The sequence below is a fragment of the Gordonia sp. SMJS1 genome (assembly GCF_029866425.1).
GTDB lineage: Bacteria > Actinomycetota > Actinomycetes > Mycobacteriales > Mycobacteriaceae > Gordonia > Gordonia hongkongensis.
Genome location: NZ_CP123381.1, coordinates 1334416 through 1353530, shown reverse-complemented (window position 1 = coordinate 1353530; position 19115 = coordinate 1334416). Strand labels below are relative to the sequence as shown.

Below are 19115 nucleotides of genomic sequence, written 5' to 3'. Positions count from 1 at the left end.
GTCAGGACCCGGTGAACCGCGGCGGACGCTTCTCAGCCCGGGCGCGCGGCCCTCCCGCAGGTCGTCGCTCTCCCACGCACGCATCATGCCGCCGCCCGATCCTCGGGCGCGGCGTCGCGCGCACCGTCGCCGTTCAGGACGAGCTTGTAATGCTGCAGCGTCAACGGGGCGAGGCCGGCGATCGTCTCCGCCCAGTGCTGCGCGTCGGCGAGGTCGCCGATGCGGTTGGCGAACCCGAGTGCGTGCGCACGGTCGGCGGTCAGCGGATCGCACCCGATCAGCATCCCCCGGGCCTGCCCCGCCCCCACCAGCGACACCAGGCGTCGGATGGTCCATTCGTCAACGGCGACACCGAGTTTCGCCGCCGGTATGCCCGCGATCGCATCCGGTGCCATCACCCGGAGGTCGGCGGCCATCGCCAGCTGCAATCCTGCGCCGATCGCGGAGCCGTTCAGCGCCGCGAGCACGGGCACCGGGGATGACTCGATCTTCTTCAGTGTCCCGACGAGGGTGTCGAGAAAGCCCTTCTCGTACACGGGACCGGACAGGTCGGCGCCGGCACTGAACACCGGCCCCCGCCCGGTCACCACGATGGCGCGTGCGCCGGACCCGAGTGCGGCGTCGAACGCATCGGACAGGCCCGCGAGCATCTCGTCGTTCAGGGCGTTGCGCTTGTCGGCCCGGTCCAGCTCGATCGTGACGACCGCCCCGTCGGTAGTGGAGTGAATCATGGGCCCCAACCTACCCACCGCACCCATTCGACACGTCGTGACAAGGTGGGGACGTGCAGATCTCCCCGGCCGGCGCAGCGCCCGCACCGCACTCGGATGTGTTGATCATCGGCGGCGGACAGGCCGCACTGTCGGCGGCCTATTTTCTCGAGCGGTTCGGCCTCGGCGATCGCTACCAGATGCTCGACCACGCCCCCGGGCCCGGCGGGGCCTGGCAGTTCCGGTGGCCGACGCTCACCCTCGCCACCGCCAACCGCGTCCACGACCTGCCGGGGTGGGGCCTCGTCGAGGCTCTCGGCCTGGACTGTGACGAGCTCCCGGCGGCCACCGCCGTCCCCGAGTACTTCGGGCGGTACGAGGAGAAGTTCGGTCTGACCGTGCATCGACCCGTGCACGTGCGCGCCGTGCGCCGCGAGGACGACGGCTTCCGCGCCGAGCTGGGCGTCGGCGGGTCGGTCACCTCGAAACTCATCGTCAACGCCACCGGCACCTGGGACCGTCCGTTCATCCCACATATCCCTGGAGCCGCCGATTTCCGCGGCCGGCAGCTGCACACGCACGACTACACATCGCCCGCGGAGTTCGAGGGCAAGCGGGTCCTGGTCGTCGGCGCGGGCATCTCCGCCGTCCAATTGCTGATCGAGATCGCCCGGGAGGCGCCCGGCAGCGAGACGTTCTGGTGTTCCCGGCGCGAGCCCGTCTTCAACCCGGAACCGTTCACCCCCGAGCAGGGGCGCGAGGCCGTCGCCCGCGTCGAACGGCGGGTGCGCGCCGGGCTCCCGCCCACCTCGGTGGTGTCGGTGACCGGGCTGGCACTCACCCCCGCGATCGCGGCCGCGCAGCGCGACGGAATCCTCGCGTGGCGTCCGATGTTCACCCGCATCACCGAGACCGGGGTGTGCTGGGACTGCGACGGACCATCCGGCGACTCCCCCGATCACCCGGACGTCCCGGAGCACCTGGATGTCGACGTCATCTTCTGGAACACCGGTTTTCGCAGCGCCATCGACCATCTCGCCCCGTTACGCCTGCGCGCGCCGGGGGGCGGCATCACGATGTCCGGCCGCCTCGCGACGGTCGTCGACGCCGATCCCCGGATCCAACTGCTCGGCTACGGCCCGTCGGCCTCGACGATCGGGGCCAATCGCGCCGGGCGGGAGGCGGCACGGGTCGCGGCCGAGCTGCTCGGGGTGCCCTCACGCTCTTCTGGGAACACGGCGTAGTTGCCACCACTTGACAAGTTGTTGTGTTTTCACAACACTGAGTCAGGTGAGTCCAATACGCCGTGGGGAAAAGCTCCCCATCTACAACCGCATCGGCGTGCTGCGGGCGGAGCGTCGGATGTCGCGGGCCGAACTCGCCGCAGTCGTCGGCATCAACGTCCAATCGGTGGGCGCACTCGAGCGCGGCGACAACTACCCCAGCCTCGACCTGGCGTTCCGCATCTGCGACGTCTTCGACCTACCGGTGGAGGCGGTGTTCAGCCGGCACGAATTCGGGGCGATGTCGTCGGCGCTGTACCGGCGCCAATCGTCGCCACGTCAAGACCTGCATCCAGCCACCCACACCGACGAGTCCGGAGGTGAACGATGAACGACCCCAATTCGGCCATCCCCGAGGAGGCCACACCCGCCCTCTGGCGCCGCTACGAGGAGTGGCGGGGCCGCCGGCACCAGGAGTTCAACGACAAGAACGCCCACCGCCTCACCTCGTGGCGCACCCGGCGAACCTATCGACGACTCGTGCTCGTGCAGGCGTTCTTCGCCATCCTGCTGATCCTCAGCTCGACTCTCGCGTTCTTCGACACCGGAATCTTCCTGGTGCCCTTCCTGGTCGGACTCGCCGGCATCATCACGACCCTGTACCTGACGCGGATCGTCACCGGGTCGATCGCCGACACGCCGGTCACCGCTCTCGACGAGATCCAGGTGGCGCAACGCAATTCGGCGCGTTCCATCGGTTTCACCGTCCTGTACAGCCTGATGTTCATCCCGTACGCGGTGCTGGTCGTCCTCAGCTTCGACGACCAGGTGTCCGGCCAGGCGGTCTACGGATCGGCCATCCTGCTCATCACGCTCGTCCTCGCCGCGATCTGCGTGCCCACCATGCTCACCGCGTGGTGGATGGCGGATCCGGACCCCGAGGATCTCGAAGCACTGCCATCGGATACGACAACCATTCCCAGTGAGGAGAGCGCGCAATGACCGCACCATTGATCGTCGACGGGCTCCACAAACGGTATGGAGACCTCATCGCGCTGCGCGACATGACCTTCTCCGTCGACCCCGGCGAGATCTTCGGGTTCGTCGGCAGCAACGGCGCCGGCAAGTCCACCACCATGCGCATCATCCTCGGCGTGCTGGCCGCCGACGCCGGAGAGGTTCGCCTGGGCACACAGCCCATCGACCTCGACCTGCGTCGGCGGATCGGGTACATGCCCGAGGAGCGCGGTCTGTACCCCAAGATGAAGGTCGGCGAACAGCTCACCTTTCTCGCCCGGTTGCACGGGATGTCGGCGGCCGAGGCGCAGGATTCCGTCCAGCGGTGGACCGATCGCCTCGGCGTGGGCGCCCGCTACGACGACAACGTCGCCGACCTGAGCCTCGGCAACCAGCAGCGGGTCCAGCTCGCCGCCGCCCTGGTCCACGATCCCAGCGTTCTGGTGCTCGACGAGCCGTTCTCGGGCCTGGACCCCGTCGCCGTCGACGTGATGAGCGACGTGCTCAAAGAGAAGGCTGCCGAGGGCATCCCGGTGATCTTCTCCTCGCACCAACTCGACCTCGTGCAGCGACTCTGCAACCGGGTGGGCATCATCGCGCGCGGTGAGATGCGCGCCCTCGGCACGGTCGACGACCTGCGTGCACGCGAGGGCATCACGCTCGAGATCACCGGGCCGCGTGCCGATGTCGCGTGGGCCGACTCCCTGCCCGGTGTCCGCGGCGTCGACTACGGCGAGACGACCCGCCTGCTGATCGACCCTGAGATCGCCGACGATCAGCTGATCCTGGCGACCGCCCTCCAGAACGGGCCGGTGCACCGGTTCGCGACCTCGACCCCGTCCCTGACCGACCTGTTCCGAGAGGTGGTTTCCGCATGACCACGCTACCCGACACCCCGGTTTCCACCACCGGTTCCGATCCGAGAGCATCTGCCGCACAGGCGATCCGACTCGTCGCCGGCCGCGAGATCACCACGCGCGCCAAGACCAAGTCCTTCGTCGTCAGTACCGCGCTGCTGATGATCGTGATCGTCGCCGGGTCCATCATCATCAACCTGTTCTCCGGCGGCGACGACGTCGAGAAGGTCGCCGTCGTGGGTCAGCCGGCCGCCGTCACCGAATCCATCGTCTCCGTCGGTGAGGCCTCCGGCACGACGATCGCCACCGAGCCGGCCGACACCGTCGAACAGGCACGCGATCGGGTCAACAGCGGCGACGTGAAGGCCGCGCTGGTGCCCGGAGAGACGCCGGGATCGTATGTGATCATCACCAAGGACAGCCTCGAACCGGCTGTGGAGGGCCCGATCCGCACCGCGGTGTCGCAGGCGAATCTCTCTGCGGCACTGGCCGAACGCGGTGTCGACGCCGCCGCCCTGCCGACCGTGGACATCTCGGTCTCGCAGACCGAACCGGACAACCCAGACGAGGGACAGCGCCTGCTCATCGCGATGGTCGGCGTGGTGCTGCTCGTCACCGCGATCATGATGGGCGGCACGATGGTCGCCGTCGGCGTCGTCGAGGAGAAGACGTCGCGCGTCGTGGAACTGCTCCTGGCGACCATCAAGCCGCTGCATCTGTTGTGGGGCAAGATCATCGGCATCGGTGTGGTCGCCCTCGGGCAGGTGGTACTGCTCGGTGCCACCGCGCTGATCGCAGGCACCGCGACCGGAATCCTCACCCTTCCGGGCGCCGCCATCGGGATGTTCGCGGCGGTGATCGCCTGGTTCCTCCTCGGCTTCCTGTTCTTCTCCTCGCTCTACGCGGCAACCGGGGCCATCGTCTCCCGGCAGGAGGAGCTGAACTCGTCGTCCGCGCCGCTGACGTTCCTCGCGGTGGCGGTGCTGTACTCCGGCATCTTCGGTGTGCAGGCGATGGATTCGACGTTGATCGAGGTGCTCAGCTGGATACCGCCGTTCAGCGCGGCGCTCATGCCGATGCGCATCGCGACCGGCGACACCGATGCCGTCCAGATCATCGTCACCTTCGGCCTGATGGGCGCCGCCTGTGCTGCGGCCACCTGGATCGCCGCGCGGATCTACCAGCGGTCCATCCTGCGCACCGGCTCGCGGATCGGCTGGGGCGAGGTACTCAAGCTCGCCCGCTGAGCCTGAGGAGCGAGCCTGCGAGCGTCACCCTCCGGCCCCTGAGGAGCGAGCTTGCGAGCGTCACCCTCCGATCCCTGAGGAGCGAGCTTGCGAGCGTCACGAAGGGTCCTGTTGCGATGCGTGGCAGGACCCTTCGCCGCGCCCTCCGCTGGTTGAGGCGCCCCTCCCTCCGCTGGTTGAGCCGGCAACGAGCCGCTAGGCGAGTCGCCCACCCCCCGCTGGTTGAGCCGGCAACGAGCCGCTAGGCGAGTCGCCCCCCGCTGGTTGAGCCGGCAACGAGCCGCTAGGCGAGTCGCCGTGTCGAAACCACCTGGCGACCCGACGATCTCAGCCACCACCGACCCGGACGGCACCATACCGCAACGCCCAGCGCACATTTCGTCTACGACGATGTCATCTGCTGTGGAGACTCATCCAGGTTTTGTCGGTGGTCGGGTTTAGATTGGTTGGTAACAGCTCACCCAGCTCGGGGCGGGTGACGAAACAAGCGTCGGGGGGCGTTGTGAAGGCTTGGACCGATCTACCGGGCGAGTACATCGCCGGGGTCGATCCTGCCCACGCCGCCGAGACCGACATGGTCATGTTGATGGCCGGCCTCGACGCCACACGACGCGGCGAGTCCTACCTCGCCTGGCACCGCTATCAGACGATCGCGGCGATGACCGACCGCCTGATCACCACCAGCGCGTCCGGGTTCGTCATGGACGGCCATGCTGACTGCGTCGCCCGCATCGCCCGCCAAGCCGGGGTGTCCCGCCGCCACGCCGAAACCCTCATCGACGAGGCCATCGCACTGCGCGATCGGCTACCCGAGGTAGCGGACACGCTGCGTGACGGGGTCCTGTCGCAGTGGCAGATCCGGTTGGTCATCTCCCGCACCGAACTGATCCCCACCGATGACCCCATCACCCCCGCGTTGGATGCCGAGATCGCCGACACCGTGCGCCGCCGCACAGGTGTGTGGGACCGAGCGCGCCTGCGCGACATGGTCGACCGCCTCGTGTTCCGCCACGACCCCGACGCGGTACGCCAACGCCGCAAAGACGCGATGGATCAACGTGGGGTGTGGACCCACGAACTGCCCGACGGCACCGCCGAACTCACCGCCGTGATGTCGGCGGAGAACGTGCGGATCTCGGCCAAAGCCGTCGCCATCCTCGCCGACACGGTCTGTAAGCGGGATGGCCGCACCCAGGGGATACGACGATCCGATGCGATGTTCGCGCTGTTGACCCGCACCAGCTTCGACTGCCAGTGCGACGATGAACAGCCGTGCACCGCCGACATCCCGGACCCGCAAAGCGTCCTCGACGCGGTCCGCGCCGAGGTCGTGATCCATGTCGTCACCGATGCCTCCACCCTGGCCGGAGCACCCGGGGTCGGGTTCCTCGACGAACACGGCATCATCAGCGACGAACACGTCCGTGACCTCGCCGCCCGCCCGGACGCCACGCTGTCCCCGGTCACCCCCGCCCGCACCCAACCCACCTACGCCGCCCCCAGCACCAACGACGATGACCAGCGGCGGACCGCCCAGCGCCCGGCACCAGCCGAGGACACCCGAGCCGACGACGCCACGACCGGCACCCGCGGCGGAAATAAAACGGACGCAGCCGAACCCGATCGACCCGTCGAGACCACCGCGAGTGTCGCGGTGGTGTATCCGGCTACGCACCCCGGCAACGGGTATCGGCCCACCGCGTCGTGTGCTGATTTCGTGCGGGTGCGGGACGGATATTGCACCGAACCCGGCTGCACCCGTTCAGCGTTCGCGTGCGATCTCGATCACGTCACCGAGTACGACCACACCGACCCCGCCCGGGGTGGGGCAACGTCGAGTGAGAACCTCAACGCCAAATGCCGCCCCGGTCACCTGTTCAAAACCCACGGGGACTGGGTCGATGTGCAATACCGCGACGACGACGGTCGCCTGGTCACCGAATACGAAACCCCCGAAGGGGTCACCCTGCCCGGCGACGCCGAAACCCTCGAAGACACCTTCGGCGAACCTTCGGCGGATCCGGTTCGAACAAGCCGCCCAAGCCCCACCCACCCCACGGGTGATCACCACCGACAACCCAGAGCGCACACACAGCCGACTGGACGCCAAACTGGCCCGCCGGCGACAAGAACGCGCCCGCAACAAGAAACGACGCGAGGCCGAACTCGAAGCCGACCGTCGCGACTTCCTCGAGAACCCGCCACCATTCTGACGGACTCGTCCTCTGAGATCAGCTAGATCTGGCCAAACGGCGGAGCGCTTCCTCACGCTCGGCCTTGTGATCGACCATCGGCTCGGGATAGTCGTCGGCTTCGACGTCACCGACCCAGCGTCGGACGTACTCGCCGTCGGGATCGAACTTCTTGGCCTGCGCCTCGGGGTTGAACACCCGGAAGTACGGCGCCGCATCGGTTCCCGTACCGGCGGCCCACTGCCAGCCGTGGTTGTTCGACGCCATGTCACCGTCGATGAGCTGCTCGAGGAACCATTCCGCTCCCCACCACCACGGCAGGTGCAGGTCCTTGACGAGGAAGGACGCGGTCACCATGCGCACCCGATTGTGCATGTACCCGGTCTCCGCGAGCTGACGCATCCCGGCGTCGACGAGCGGAAAACCGGTACGCCCTGCCTTCCACGCGTCGAAACGCTCGTAGGCCTTCTTGTCGGTGTCGAGGTCGATGCCGTCGAACTGTCGATTCCAGTTGTGCCACAAGCTATGTGGCCAGTGGAACAGCACGTCGGCGTAGAAGTCGCGGAAGGCGAGTTCGCGTAGATACGCTTGCGGCCCCCTCGAGGCTCCGTCGCTGCGCTCCTTCGCACCTCGGGGAGCAGAACCAGACTTGCCGAGATCGGCGGCCATCGTGCGGGGATGGATGTTGCCGTACTTGAGATACGCCGACATCCGGCTGGTGCTGTCACCCGCGGGATCGTTGCGGCCGGAGTCGTAGTCGGCGAGACCGTCGTCGACGTACTCGGCCCACCGCTCGAGCGCCGCGTCCTCACCGGCGGGCAACGACAACCCGGTCGGCGACTTCGGTATCTTGATGCGCCCGGTCTTCGTCAGCTCGGACGGATCGACGATCTTCTTCGCAGGCACCGACGAGTCGGCGGGCGCACGCCAGCCGTGGTCACGCCACCGCTTGAAGTACGGGGTGAAGACCTTGTACGGCTCGCCGTCGTCTTTGGTGACACGACCGGGTGAGACGAGGTACGGCGACCCGGTGGCCACGAGCTCGATGTCGCCGAGCGCGTCGGCGACGGCCTCGTCGCGTCGGCGGCCGAACGGGGCGAAGTCCTCGGAGATGTGCACCCGTTCGGCGTCGACCGCCCGGGCCAGCTTCGGGATCTCGACCTCGGGTCGGCCCCGCACGACGAGCAGCTTGCCGTCGAGCTTGTCGTCCAGTTCCCGCAGGGAGTCGAACAGGAACGCGAGCCGCCGCTCGCCCGCGGACTTCTCCAGCCGCGGGTCCACCACGAAGCACACGAGGACCGACGAATCGGTCCTCGAGGCGGCCGCGGCGAGCGGCGGGAGGTCACTCAGGCGTAGATCGCGCCTGAGCCAGACCAGTTCGGTGGCGGACGTCAGCCCACTCCGAGCAGGTCGATGACGAACACGAGGGTCCGTCCCGAGAGACGGTGTCCGGCACCGGCCGAGCCGTAGGCCAGCTCGGGCGGAACCGTCAGCTGGCGGCGTCCGCCGACCTTCATCCCGGGGATGCCTTCCTGCCAGCCCGGGATCAACCGGTCCAGCGGGAAGTTGGCCGACTGGCCGCGATCCCACGACGAATCGAACTCTTCGCCCGTCTCGTAGTCGACCCCGACGTAGTGGACGTCGACGATGCCGCCGCGAGCGGCTTCCTCGCCCTCGCCGACGATGAGGTCGGAGATGGTGAGGTCGGCCGGCGGGGGTCCCGCCTGGAACTCGACCACTGGCTTCTCGGTGCTGGTCACTGGACTCTCCTTTGAGTCGGGTGTTCGGCGGTCAGGCGGTGCGTCGGAACGGTCGCTCAGCGATCGCCCATCTGCACGTAGTCGCGTTCGGTGTAGCCGGTGTAGAGCTGACGCGGACGGCCGATCTTGGTGGTCGGGTCCTCGTGCATCTCGCGCCAGTGCGCGATCCATCCCGGCAGGCGTCCCAGCGCGAACAGCACGGTGAACATGCGCGTCGGGAAGCCCATCGCACGGTAGATGACACCGGTGTAGAAATCCACGTTCGGGTACAGCTTGCGCTCGATGAAGTAGTCGTCGTTGAGGGCGACCTCTTCGAGACCCTTGGCGATGTCGAGCAGGTCGTCCTGCACGCCAAGCGATTCCAGGATCGTGTCGGCGGTCTTCTTCACGATGGCGGCGCGCGGGTCGTAGTTCTTGTAGACGCGGTGACCGAAGCCCATCAGCTTGACGCCGGCCTCCTTGTTCTTCACCCGCTTCATGAAGTCCTTGGTGTCGCCACCGTCGGCCCGGATGTCGTCGAGCATCTCGAGCACGGCCTGGTTGGCGCCGCCGTGCAGCGGGCCCCAGAGCGCGTTGATGCCGCCGGAGATCGACGTGAACAGGTTGGCCTGCGACGAGCCCACCAGGCGGACGGTCGAGGTGGAACAGTTCTGCTCGTGATCGGCATGCAGGATGAACAGCATGTCGAGGGCCTTGGCGACCTCGGGGTTGACCTCGTAGGGCTCCGCGGGGAAGCCGAAGGTCATCCGCAGGAAGTTCTCGACGAGGCTCAGCGAGTTGTCGGGATACAGGAACGGCTGTCCCGCCGACTTCTTGTACGCGTACGCCGCGATGGTCGGCAGCTTCGCGAGGAGGCGGATCGTCGACAGCTCGACCTGCTCGTCGTCCTTGGGATCGAGCGAGTCCTGGTAGTAGGCCGACAGCGCGTTGACCGCACTCGACAGCACCGGCATCGGGTGCGCGTTGCGGGGGAATCCGTCGAAGAAGCGCTTGAGATCCTCGTGCAGGAGGGTGTGGCGCTGGATCTTGGTGGTGAAGTCCTCGAGCTGCGACGGAGTCGGGAGCTCCCCGTAGATGAGCAGGTAGCTCACCTCGATGAAGGTCGACTTCTCGGCCAGCTGGTCGATCGGGATTCCGCGGTAGCGCAGGATGCCGGCGTCACCGTCGATGTAGGTGATGGCCGACTTGGTCGACGCGGTGTTCACGAAGCCACCGTCGAAGGTGGTCAGATTGGTCTCGGCCAGGAATTTGCCGAGCGCGACCGAGTCGGTGCCCTCGGTGGCCTTCAGGATCGGGAGCTCCAGCTGTCCACCGGGGTAGGTGAAGGTCGCTGAGGCCGTGTCGGACGCCTGGTCGGCTGGGACTGTTTCAGCAGACACACGAACCCCTTATTCAGATCAGAGATTTTTACAGTGACCGGGTAGGACACACAGGTACAACCTAGTCGCTTCTCAGCTCGCCCGCCCACGGAGGGTCGGCGCCGGGCCTCGAGACCGTCACCGCAGCCACGTGAGCTGCGAATTCAGCCGCTTCCCGCCACTGCTGGAGGGTCAGGGAACGCACTGCTCCGGGCGTGAGTCGACCACGCCGGTCCAGGTGATTGACGAGGCCCCCGAGCACGCTGTCCCCGGCGCCGATCGTGTCGACGACATCGACGGCCGGAGCCGGTGCGGTCACCTCACCGGCCGCGGTGCGAACGGTGATGCCCGCGGCTCCCGCCGTGGTGACCACCGCGGCGACGCCGTCGGCCAGCCAGTCTGTCGTCGAACTCCCCGCGGACCCCTTGTTGAGCCAGGCCGCGTCCTCGTCGGACAGTTTGACCACGTCCACCGACGACATCCAGCTCCGGAAGCGCCGTCGATAGGCCTCGGGGTCGGCGATGACCGCGGGCCGGATGTTCGGGTCCAACACCACGACTCGGCCCTCGGCCCGGCATCTGCGCATCAGGTTCTCGTACACCGTGGCACCGGGTTCCAGGACCAGCGAGAGGGTCCCGAAGGTCACCGCCGCGACGGTCGGCGGCAGTGCGCCGGGATCGTCGATCGCACGATCTGCCGTGCCCTCCACGTAGAAGGAGTAGTGCGCCGAACCGTCGTCGGCGATGGTCGCCAGGGCCAACGAGGTGGGCTCGTCACGACGCTGGACCAACGCGGTTCCCACGCCGGCGGCCCGGAGTGCGTCGAGGACCGCATCGCCGTAGGTGTCGGTGGACACCGCGGACAGCAGTGAGACCGCACTCCCCAACCGTCCCAGCGTGATTGCCACATTGAACGGGCCACCACCGAGGGCGGGCTGCAACGGCGCCAGACCGCCGGCGGTCGTGTCGTGCCGGCCACCGCCCTGCTGTACGACATCGACGAGCGCCTCACCGCAGACGACGATCTCTCTCACTGTCTCTCCTCACGTTCCGCGTCGGCCATCCCGCGCCCGTCCTCTCTGAGTCTGCCACCGGACGCAGGCCCCTCCGCCCGAGTTCAATCGGTGGGACACCGTGTCGCGCGGGGTAAGTTCGTTGGATGCACGAGCTGCCGGCGGGCCCCGACGCGGTGGTCCTCGACTTCTCGGCCGACGACTCACCGTCGGCCGCGGTACTCAGCGCGGTCGCGGCGCTCCGCGAAGCGATCCGGGGTGGTGAACTCCCCGAGGTCACCGACCTCGTGCCCAGCGCGCACACCGTCCTGGTCCAGGCCCGTCCCGGCCGCGGGCTGGACGAACTCGGTGTCCGCCGGGCGCTCCGGCGTCGGAAGAGCGCGGCCGATCCCGACACCCACAGCACCGACGAGATCGTCATCCCGGTAGCGTACGACGGCGCCGACCTCCCGGATGTCGCTGCGGCACTGGAGATGACGACCGACGAGGTGATCGGGCTGCACTGTCGCACCCGATGGCGCGTCCAGTTCATGGGCTTCGCACCGGGTTTCGGGTATCTCGTCGCCGACGACGAGGCAGCGCATCCGTTCGACGCCGTCGGCCGACGCCGGGAGGCCCGCACGAATGTTCCGGAGGGGTCGGTCGCGATTGCCGCCGGGTACAGCGCGGTGTACCCGAGGTCGAGTCCCGGCGGGTGGCAGTTGCTGGGCCGCACCCATGTTCGGCTGTGGGATGCCGGTGCCGATCCCCCCGCCCGGCTCGCTGCGGGCCGGGTGGTCCGCTTCGTCGACGCCGGACGCGACGACACATGACCTCGCTGACCGTTCTCGCGACGGGACCCCTCGCGACTGTTCAGGACCACGGCCGACCCGGCTACGCCGATCTCGGTGTCCCCGGTTCCGGCGGTGCTGATCGTGGGGCCCTCGCGCTGGCCAATCGCCTTGTGGGCAACGCGGAGTGGGCGGCAGTCGTCGAGACGACGATGGGCGGGTTCCGGGCACGCGTCGACGCCGACGTCCTGGTCGCGGTCACCGGGGCGGATACCGTGGTGCGCCACAACGGGGTCCCCGCGGGGCTCGCCGCGGCACTGGTGCTGCGCGCCGGTGACGAGCTGGCCCTCGACACCCCCGGTTGGGGGTTGCGCAACTACATCGCCGTGCGGGGTGGGATCGACGTCGAGCCCGTACTGGGTTCCCGGTCGACCGATACGCTGTCCGGGCTCGGACCGCCACCTCTCCGCACGGACGACCGTCTGCCCGTGGGCCATGCGGCGGGCGACTGGCCCACCGCTTTGTCCGCCCCCGCGGACCGCGACCACCCGCCTGTCGTCGTGCTGGAGTGCCACGAGGGTCCGCGGGCCGGGCATCTCGAGTCGCCGTCCGATCTGTTCGTCGGAACGTGGCTGGTCGGGTCCGACAGCAACCGGGTCGGGGTGCGGATCGACCGCGCGGAGGGGTCGGCGCAGCCGCTCCTCGCCCATCGCGCCGGCGCCGCCGAGCTCCGTTCGGAGGGGATCGCCCACGGGTCGGTCCAGGTCCCGCCCAGCGGCCGTCCGGTGATCTTCCTCGCCGATCACCCGGTCACCGGCGGCTACCCCGTGGTGGCGGTCCTCGCCGCGGGCGCGGTGGACCTGGCCGCGCAGCTTGTACCCGGATCGGAGATCCGATTTCGTCGGTGCTGATCGGAGATCCGATTCCGTCGATGCTGATCGCGCTGAATCCGACGTTTCGGATTCGACGGCCGCGGGAACGCATACGAGCGTCCCGATAGGAGGTACGAGCGTGAGTGATCCGTCTGTGAACGACTTGTCGACCGTGCAACTCGTCGAACGTCTGCAACAGCAGACGACGACCCTGGTGAAGACCGAACTGCAGCACGCCGTCGCGGAGATGAAGGGTAAGGGCACCCGCATCGGGGTGGGTGCGGGGATTTCCGGCGCGGGCACGCTGCTGGTGTTGTTCGGGCTCGGCACGCTGGTCGCGGCGGCCGTGCTCGGACTGGCAAACGCCGTGCCGGCGTGGCTGGCAGCGGTGATCGTCGGCGTCGTGCTGCTGGTCATCGGCGGGGCCGCCGCGGCGATCGGCGCCAAGCGCGCCAAATCCGCTGTGCCCCCGGCACCGGAGCGAACCGTCGAGAGTGTCCAGCGTGACGTGGCGACTGTGAAGGAGCACCTGTAGATGAGTGAGACACATCCCGACCAGAATCCGACCGACAATCCGCCGCCGATCGAACAACAGCGGGAGGAGCTGGCCGAGACGGTCGACGCTCTCGCGGCCAAGCTGGATGTCCCGGCACGGGTGAACGAGGCGGCGTCGAAAACCGCGCATACCGCGCAGGTGAAGGCCCAGGAGAACCAGACCGTGTTGATCGGTGCGGCCGTCGCCGCGGTGGTGGCGCTGGGCGCGTTCATCGTGATCCGCCGCCGTCGTCGCTGACCGGCCGTCGTCGCTGAGAGGCCGCCGTCGGGCGGTTGTAGTCGAGCCAAGAACAAGGAGCTGTCATGAGTGCCGTATCGAAGGCGATGTACAAACCGATGTCCCTCGCGACCAGCGTGCTCGGCGGTATCGCCGCCGGCGCGGTGTTCGGGCAGATCTGGAAGCGGATCTCCGACGACGAGTCGGCGCCCGATCCCAAGGATCTCGAGCGCAGCAACACCGAGGTTCTCGTGGCCGCCGCGCTGCAAGGACTCGTGTTCGGTCTCGTTCGCGCCGCCGTCGACCGCGCCGGAGCGCGCGGGTACCGGGCGGTGACCCACGAGAATCCGGAGTGACTCCCGGCAGACCTCGGTTGACACCCGAGTGAGACGAACCTATCGTTTCGTCTCATGGCCGAGGTTCTGCACGCTTCCCAGGACACCTGTCCCGTCGACGCCGCGTCGGCCGAGGCCACCTGCCCGGCCGGCGCGGCGTCGTCGGCGACACACGGGTACGAACCCCTTGGCCCGGATTCGCTGACCTGGCAGATCTGGGGGACCTGGACGGGAATGTTCCAGGGCTTGTGGGCCGGGTCGATCCAGAACATGCATCCCAAGCTGGGTGCGGCGGTGTGGGACCATTCGGACTTCTTCGGCGAACGGTGGCAGCGCCTGATGCGCTCCCTGTATCCGATCAGCGGCGTCGTCTTCGATTCCGTCATCCCGGGTGCCCGGACGGGGGAAGAGGTGCGCGACTACCACCTCGCCGTCAAGGGCACCATGGAGGACGGGTCCCGCTATCACGCATTGGATCCCGACGTCTTCTACTGGGCCCACGCCACGTTCTGGTACGGCAACGTCCGACTGTGCGAACGCTTCGGACCCTTCCTCACCGAGGACCAGAAGCGGCAGCTCTTCGAGGAGTCCAAAGCCTGGTACGCCCAGTACGGCGTCTCGATGCGTCCCGTCCCGGAGACCTACGAGGACTTCCTGGAGTATTGGGACCACATGTGCCGCAACGTGCTTCGTGATCACGTATCGGTCCGCACGGTCCTCGACATCACCCAACTGCCGCCCCCGCCGTTCCTGAGCTTCATCCCGACGTGGCTGTGGGACCGGTACCTGGTGCCGCAGAACCAGAAACTGTTCATGTGGCTGACCACCGGGTTCTACGACGAGCCGATCCGCGAGATCCTCGGGCTCGAGTGGACCGACAAGGACGAACGTCTATTCCGTCTGGTGGGTCAGGGCATCAACCTCGTGATGCACAAGCTCCTACCCAAGCGGGCGCTGCGCCACCCCCGACCGCGCGATGCGTGGGATCGCGTGCACGGCAAGGTCGCCGTGGATGCACCGATCGTGCACACGCCGACGCGCAATCTCCCGCCGCAGAGCGAGCGCGGCAACCCGATGCACTATTGCCCGGTGACCGCGGCACGGCGGGCGTCGTACCCGGGTGTGCTCACCGCGGACTGACATACGCCCGAACGACTACTGCTGCCCCTGGCTTCGGCGCATCGCCTGCCGGACACGTCCGGCCTCCCGAGGGGCGTGCGGGTTCGGACGGCCCGCTCGGGAGCCGGCGAGCTTCGCACCGATGTGTTCGCCCACGGTGATCGGCGAATAGCGGCTGCCCGCCCCCACGCACGACGGCAGGGTCGAGATCATCGCGTCGAGGTTGCCGTCGTGGAAATAGGCAGCCGAACGACGCCGCTCCACCGTTCCGTCGACGACGGGCGGCTTCACCCGGTGCAAGGTGGACATCCACCGCTCGTTGGTCCAGCGCGCCATCAGATCACCCAGGTTGATCAGCAACGCACCGTCGGCGGGACTCACGTCGTGCCAGTCACCGTGCTGGTCGAGAACTTGCAGACCCTTGACCTGGTCGGCCCACAACACGGTCACGATGCCGTAGTCGGTGTGCTCCCCCATGCCGGTGGGATCGCCGTCCAGCTCGATCTCACCGGGCGGCAGCGCATAGTTGTTCATCCGGAGCACGTCGAGCGAATGGTCGGTGAATCCCTCGAAGAAGTCGGCGGGTAGGTCGAGGGCATCGGCGAAGATCCTGGTGAGCGTGTGGGCGACGCGTCGTGCCTCGTTGAAGTATGCCGACACCGCCGCCTGGAAATGCTCGACGGCCGGCCACGTGTTCGTCGCGTAGTGGTCGGCGGGTAGATCGAGTTCCGGGTACTGCGTCGCCTCCACGCCGACGTTGAAGGCCTCGAAGAAGTCGTTCATGCGTGCCGCGGACTCGACCCCCAGCGACAACGACAGGGATTCCGACTTCGGGGGCGCGTATCCCCGATTGATCTCCGGCGGCGTGCGGTAGGTCTTCTTCAGCTCCAGTGGCAGCGCGAAGAAGACGTCCATGGCGGCGGTGAACTCGTCGATGACGGCGGCGGGGATCTCGTGCCCGACGACCTGGATGAAGCCGACCGAACTCGCCGCGTCGTCGAACCTGGCCGCCACCACGGCCCGATCGGCCGGGTCACCGTTCCGCGTGTACGGCGAGATGTCGATGAGCGGTACGTCGAATCCGGTGGCGGCGGCGGTCATGGCGTCCATGGTGGCACCGATCGCGAGACCGCGCTGGTCGGCGGAACCCGTTCTCAGGTGCGCTGACCGGCGCGGTAGTGCACGAAGGCGGGGATCAGCAACGCCGCGATGATGGTCGCGACGACGACCGCGATACCGCCGAACGCGGTCGCGGCGGCGACCCCGATCGAGGCGGCCGCGGCGCCGTGGGCGACGTCGGCGATCCGGGGCCCGCCGGCGACCACGACGATGAACACGCCCTGGAGTCGGCCGCGGACCTCGTCGGTCGCGGCGGTGAGCAGGATCGACTGCCGGAACGCCGCCGACGCCATGTCGGCCGCACCGCCGATCATCAGCAACACCACCGCGACGAGGAGCATCGGCATGGCTGTGCCGTCGGCGAACGACACCGCGATCCCGGTTCCGGTGATCGCCAGACCCCAGATGATGATGCACACGATGACCGCCAGGCCCTGGCGCTGCACGCGGGCGACCCAGCCCGAGAAGATCCCACCGACGACGGCTCCCGCGGAGATCGCCGTGAACAGCAGGGCGAAGGCGATGCCGCCGCCCTCGGGGCCGCCGAAGTTCTCGTGGGCCATCTGCGGGAAGAGCGCCCGCGGCATGCCGAAGATCATGGCGATCAGGTCGACCAGGAACGACGCCAGGAGGATCTTGTGCCCGGCGAGATACCGCAGCCCTTCGAGGACCGAACGCAGGCCGGCCACCTTGGGCGCGGCATCGCTCTCCGGCCGCAGCGACGGCAGCATCGCGACGGCGATGAGCGTCGGCAGCAGGAAGATCGTGTCCACGAAATACAACAGCGAATAGCCGAGGACGGGGATCAGGGCGCCGCCGACGAGTGGCCCGGCGATGGCGCCGGCCTGCATGACCGTCATGTTCAGCGACAGCGCGGCGGGCAGGTCCTTGGCGTCGAGCAGCCGCGGTAGCACCGCCGTCCGCGTCGGCTGGTTCACGGCGAAGAACGCCTGCTGAACGGCGAAGAGCACCAACACGATCCACACGTTCTGCCCACCCGCCGCGGCCTGCGCCCAGAACAGGGCGCTGCAGACGATGAGGCCGACGGTCGTGATGATGAGCAGGGTCCGGCGGTCGACGACGTCGGCCAGCGCCCCACCCCAGAGCCCGAACACGACGAGCGGCACCAGGCCGAAGACACCGGTCAGTCCGACGTAGGCAGAGCTACCGGTGACCTCGTAGATCTGGGCCGGCACCGCGACCACACTCAACTGCGCGCCGATGACGGTGACGATGTTCGCCAGCCACAGTCGCCGGAAGTACTGGTTGCGCAGCGGCGCGGTGTCGGCGAGGAGGCGGGGCATTTCCATGATGCTAGGACCGCCCGCCGACGTCCGGCCACGCAGGCACTCCACAAGGCCGCCTGTGGACAGTGCCGTCGCGTGGTCGCTGCCCTCCGCTATGGTCATTCCGCCCGAGGCGCACCTTGCACCTTGGTCGGGGCTCGGAGAAGGGGATGCACATGGGTGTTCGACGCTGGATGACGGTGGTGACGGTCGCGGTGGCCGTCGTACTCGGCCTCGCGGTTCCGGGGACGGCACAGGCCGGTCCGCGGTATCCGACGGCCGGCGATCGCATCACGGTGCAGGTCGCGTCGGATCAGCAGAGCGCGTACGGCTTCTGGTGGGTCGACGGTCACAACCGGATGTCACCTCGCGGGGGCCGCGTGGGCATGAGCCTGCGCGACTACGATCCGAAGACCCGGTTGTGGTCGACCACAACCACTTTCACCTCGCACAAGCAGCGACAGCAGACAGCCGCGAACATCACGTCGTGGGGCGGTTATGCCCGCTGCACGATCTGGGTGAACGGCGTACGCGTCGCGCACCATGTGTACCGGGCACCGATCTTCGCCCAGGCGCAGTGCGGTATCGCCAGACTCGACCCGAACCGCCTCGACTACCGCTGACGGCCCGCAGAACGGGTGTCGACGCTCAGGGCTGCAGCCGTTCGGCCCGCCAGGAGTGATCGACGTGGGTCAGCCGAACCCGGTTGTGCAGGCGGTTCGCTCGCCCCTGCCAGAACTCGACCTCGACCGGGACGATGCGGTACCCACCCCAATCGGACGGGACCGGGACCTCGGCACCCTCGTCGAACCCGCCGTAGGCCTCGGCGAGTTCGGCGGCCTTCTGCTCGAGTTCGACGCGGCTGCCGATGGGCCGTGATTGCTCGGACGCGGCCGCCGAGAGCTGCGACCCGCGGGGTCGAAGCTCCCAGTACGCCTGGATCTCCAGGGCGCTGACGTGTTCGACCGGTCCGCGGAAGTGCACCTGCCGTTCCAGCGCGATCCAGGGAAACGTCACCGAGGCATACGGATTCGCGGCCAGGTGTCGGCCTTTGTCGGAGTCGTACCCGGTGAAGAAGACAACGCCGTTCGCGTCGACCCCCTTGCACAGGACGGTGCGGGTCGACGGCCTGCCCTCGGCGTCGGCGGTGCCGAGGACCATCGCGTTGGGCTCGGCGATCCGAGCGTCGACGGCTTCGCGGAGCCAGACGTGGAAGAGATCGAGCCACGGCGGGTCGCCGCGCAGCCAGCTCGGGTCGAGGTTCTCGCGGATGCCGTCGGCACCGGCGGCGCGGTCGCCCTCGCCGATGTTCGGTGGGATGCCGCCGCCGTATCCGACGCGCATGTTCGGCAGGTCGATGGGGTCGCGCGACTCGTCCAGCACTTTCCTGACGCTACTCCGACCGTGCTCGTTACTCCGGGGTACACGCGGGGCGTCGTGCTGATCTACAGTTCGTCGTGGATTGC

General features: G+C 68.1%; 19 protein-coding genes and 2 pseudogenes. 13 read left to right on the top strand and 8 right to left on the bottom strand.

Going from position 1 to position 19115, the window contains the following annotated elements; all coding sequences use genetic code 11:
- Position 1: 1 nt before the first annotated feature.
- Positions 2-731 (bottom strand): annotated as a pseudogene (locus tag QAD21_RS06185) (enoyl-CoA hydratase).
- A 53-nt stretch (positions 732-784) separates the two neighbouring features.
- Here QAD21_RS06185 and QAD21_RS06180 point away from each other — a divergent pair.
- The 6 genes and pseudogenes from QAD21_RS06180 (at position 785) to QAD21_RS06155 (ending at position 7267) form a co-directional block, all read left to right on the top strand.
- A complete protein-coding gene (locus tag QAD21_RS06180; RefSeq protein ID WP_280360830.1) occupies positions 785-1954 on the top strand; it encodes an NAD(P)-binding domain-containing protein in 1170 nt (389 codons plus the stop codon).
- 46 nt (positions 1955-2000) lie between these two features.
- Positions 2001-2324, top strand: coding sequence for a helix-turn-helix transcriptional regulator (locus tag QAD21_RS06175; protein ID WP_159370296.1), 324 nt, complete (start codon positions 2001-2003; stop codon positions 2322-2324).
- Complete coding sequence (locus tag QAD21_RS06170; RefSeq protein ID WP_280360827.1) at positions 2321-2935, top strand: hypothetical protein; 615 nt, start codon at positions 2321-2323, stop codon at positions 2933-2935. Before QAD21_RS06175 ends, QAD21_RS06170 begins: the two co-directional genes overlap by 4 nt.
- On the top strand, positions 2932-3828 hold the full coding sequence (locus QAD21_RS06165) for an ATP-binding cassette domain-containing protein (protein WP_265968818.1): 897 nt from the start codon (positions 2932-2934) through the stop codon (positions 3826-3828). The genes QAD21_RS06170 and QAD21_RS06165 overlap by 4 nt, the downstream gene beginning before the upstream one ends.
- Positions 3825-5054 (top strand): ABC transporter permease, encoded by a 1230-nt coding sequence (locus QAD21_RS06160; RefSeq protein WP_280360824.1) that lies wholly within the window; start codon positions 3825-3827, stop codon positions 5052-5054. The genes QAD21_RS06165 and QAD21_RS06160 overlap by 4 nt, the downstream gene beginning before the upstream one ends.
- 502 nt (positions 5055-5556) lie before the next feature.
- A pseudogene (locus QAD21_RS06155) lies at positions 5557-7267 on the top strand (DUF222 domain-containing protein).
- Between the two features lie 18 nt (positions 7268-7285).
- Here QAD21_RS06155 and QAD21_RS06150 read toward each other — a convergent pair.
- From QAD21_RS06150 to QAD21_RS06135, 4 genes are all read right to left on the bottom strand, one after another.
- Complete coding sequence (locus QAD21_RS06150; protein WP_280361619.1) at positions 7286-8623, bottom strand: deoxyribodipyrimidine photo-lyase; 1338 nt, start codon at positions 8621-8623, stop codon at positions 7286-7288.
- Positions 8624-8637: 14 nt separating this feature from the next.
- Positions 8638-9006 carry an FKBP-type peptidyl-prolyl cis-trans isomerase gene (locus QAD21_RS06145; protein WP_058251588.1) on the bottom strand — a complete coding sequence of 123 codons (369 nt, stop codon included), beginning with the start codon at positions 9004-9006 and terminating at the stop codon, positions 8638-8640.
- A 56-nt stretch (positions 9007-9062) separates the two neighbouring features.
- Positions 9063-10385 (bottom strand): citrate synthase, encoded by a 1323-nt coding sequence (locus QAD21_RS06140; RefSeq protein ID WP_078113443.1) that lies wholly within the window; start codon positions 10383-10385, stop codon positions 9063-9065.
- A 61-nt stretch (positions 10386-10446) separates the two neighbouring features.
- Positions 10447-11397, bottom strand: a complete 951-nt coding sequence (locus QAD21_RS06135) for a carbohydrate kinase (RefSeq protein ID WP_159370292.1) — start codon at positions 11395-11397, stop codon at positions 10447-10449.
- A 125-nt stretch (positions 11398-11522) separates the two neighbouring features.
- Here QAD21_RS06135 and QAD21_RS06130 point away from each other — a divergent pair, with 125 nt between their 5' ends.
- The 6 genes from QAD21_RS06130 (at position 11523) to QAD21_RS06105 (ending at position 15265) form a co-directional block, all read left to right on the top strand.
- A complete protein-coding gene (locus QAD21_RS06130) occupies positions 11523-12188 on the top strand; it encodes an allophanate hydrolase subunit 1 (RefSeq protein ID WP_165630393.1) in 666 nt (221 codons plus the stop codon).
- The gene (locus tag QAD21_RS06125) at positions 12185-13057 is read left to right on the top strand and encodes a biotin-dependent carboxyltransferase family protein (protein ID WP_165630394.1); all 873 of its coding nucleotides are present in this window, start codon (positions 12185-12187) and stop codon (positions 13055-13057) included. The genes QAD21_RS06130 and QAD21_RS06125 overlap by 4 nt, the downstream gene beginning before the upstream one ends.
- Before the next feature lie 100 nt (positions 13058-13157).
- Entirely contained in the window at positions 13158-13553 is a 396-nt protein-coding gene (locus tag QAD21_RS06120) for a phage holin family protein (protein WP_035718303.1), read from the top strand.
- On the top strand, positions 13554-13811 hold the full coding sequence (locus QAD21_RS06115) for a DUF3618 domain-containing protein (RefSeq protein WP_068970279.1): 258 nt from the start codon (positions 13554-13556) through the stop codon (positions 13809-13811).
- 65 nt (positions 13812-13876) lie between these two features.
- Entirely contained in the window at positions 13877-14146 is a 270-nt protein-coding gene (locus QAD21_RS06110; protein WP_058251595.1) for a DUF4235 domain-containing protein, read from the top strand.
- A 54-nt stretch (positions 14147-14200) separates the two neighbouring features.
- Positions 14201-15265, top strand: a complete 1065-nt coding sequence (locus QAD21_RS06105; protein ID WP_205334259.1) for an oxygenase MpaB family protein — start codon at positions 14201-14203, stop codon at positions 15263-15265.
- A gap of 15 nt (positions 15266-15280) precedes the next feature.
- Here the strand turns inward: QAD21_RS06105 and QAD21_RS06100 are convergent, their stop codons facing one another.
- Positions 15281-16354, bottom strand: coding sequence for a 2-oxoglutarate and iron-dependent oxygenase domain-containing protein (locus QAD21_RS06100; RefSeq protein ID WP_205334258.1), 1074 nt, complete (start codon positions 16352-16354; stop codon positions 15281-15283).
- Between the two features lie 44 nt (positions 16355-16398).
- Positions 16399-17667: an MFS transporter gene (locus tag QAD21_RS06095; protein ID WP_065630765.1), complete on the bottom strand. Its 1269-nt coding sequence runs from the start codon at positions 17665-17667 to the stop codon at positions 16399-16401.
- 158 nt (positions 17668-17825) lie between these two features.
- Here QAD21_RS06095 and QAD21_RS06090 point away from each other — a divergent pair, with 158 nt between their 5' ends.
- Positions 17826-18272, top strand: a complete 447-nt coding sequence (locus QAD21_RS06090; protein ID WP_137810790.1) for a hypothetical protein — start codon at positions 17826-17828, stop codon at positions 18270-18272.
- A 25-nt stretch (positions 18273-18297) separates the two neighbouring features.
- On the opposite strand, the gene pdxH is transcribed toward QAD21_RS06090, so the two are convergent.
- Positions 18298-19032 (bottom strand): pyridoxamine 5'-phosphate oxidase, encoded by a 735-nt coding sequence (gene pdxH / locus QAD21_RS06085; protein WP_065630763.1) that lies wholly within the window; start codon positions 19030-19032, stop codon positions 18298-18300.
- Positions 19033-19115 lie beyond the last annotated feature (83 nt).